The organism is Nocardia sp. NPDC058497 (assembly GCF_042720195.1).
Classification (GTDB): Bacteria; Actinomycetota; Actinomycetes; order Mycobacteriales; family Mycobacteriaceae; genus Nocardia.
In genome coordinates this window covers 1-917 of sequence record NZ_JBHXMY010000747.1, presented here as the reverse complement: position 1 = coordinate 917, position 917 = coordinate 1, and the positions used below count along the sequence as shown (strand labels likewise).

Annotated in this window: 1 protein-coding gene; it reads right to left on the bottom strand. The window is 72.1% G+C overall.

Annotated features, from left to right (window positions below):
- Positions 1–47: 47 nt before the first annotated feature.
- A partial coding sequence (locus ACFWPJ_RS30375) for an NAD-dependent epimerase (protein WP_378856574.1) occupies positions 48–917 on the bottom strand: 870 nt, incomplete at its 5' end.

Here is a 917-nt window from a genome sequence, read left to right as displayed (position 1 = left end):
GGCCCGGCCCTCCCCCCCGCGCGGGGGCCGCGGTCGCCGTTTCCGGGTCAGACTTGGTCGCCGGGAAGTACCGCGCGCAGAACGTCGTCGAGTGCGGAGGCGGTGACGCCGAGGGTGGTGCGCAGCGCGGCATCGTCGGCGATGAATTCGCGGTGCGACATGTGCTTGGTCTCGAACAGTTCCGCCCAGAACGGGTCGTCCTCAGCCAGCGCGGTGATTTCGGCGTCGGACAGCACGGCCAGATCAGGGTCGGGCGCACCGGCCAGCGTCGCCAGTCTGGTCGCGGCCGCGCGCACGGTGGTGGTGATGACCGGGGCGTGCCAGGCGCGGCCCCATGCGCGGTCGTCGCGGGCGACGGCGACGAGAGCTGCCGCCGCGTCGTCGATGGCGGTGAACGAATGCGCCAGGTCCAGCTCCTGCGGCACCTTCGCCCGCGCGCCCGCCAGTACCGCGGGCTGCACCAGCAGGGAGAAGATCGACACCGCGCCCGCGCCGAGGAACTGTCCGGCGCGCACCTCGGTGACGCGCAACCGGCCCGCGTCGTGCGCGGCCAGTGCCTCGGTCCACATCCTGGCCCTGACCTCGCCCTTGTTGCCGGTGGCCGCCAGCGGGGTCGTCTCGGTGACCACGCCGTCGACGGGTCCGTAGCCGTAGAGGTTGCCCATCATCACCAGGTTCGCGTCGGCGGCTTCGGTGGCGGTCAGGATCGAACCGAACAGTGGTGGAACGGTTTCCGGCCAGGTGTGGTACGGCGGCATGGCCAGGTTGAAGACGGTGGCCGCCCCGGTGGCGTGCTCGATCAGGGCGGCGGTGTCGAGGGCGTCGAGCGCGACCAGGTCGACGCCGGGATGATCGGGGCCGAGTCCGCTGCGGCTGATCACCGTCACGTGGTCACCGGACTCGGCCAGTGCCAGTGC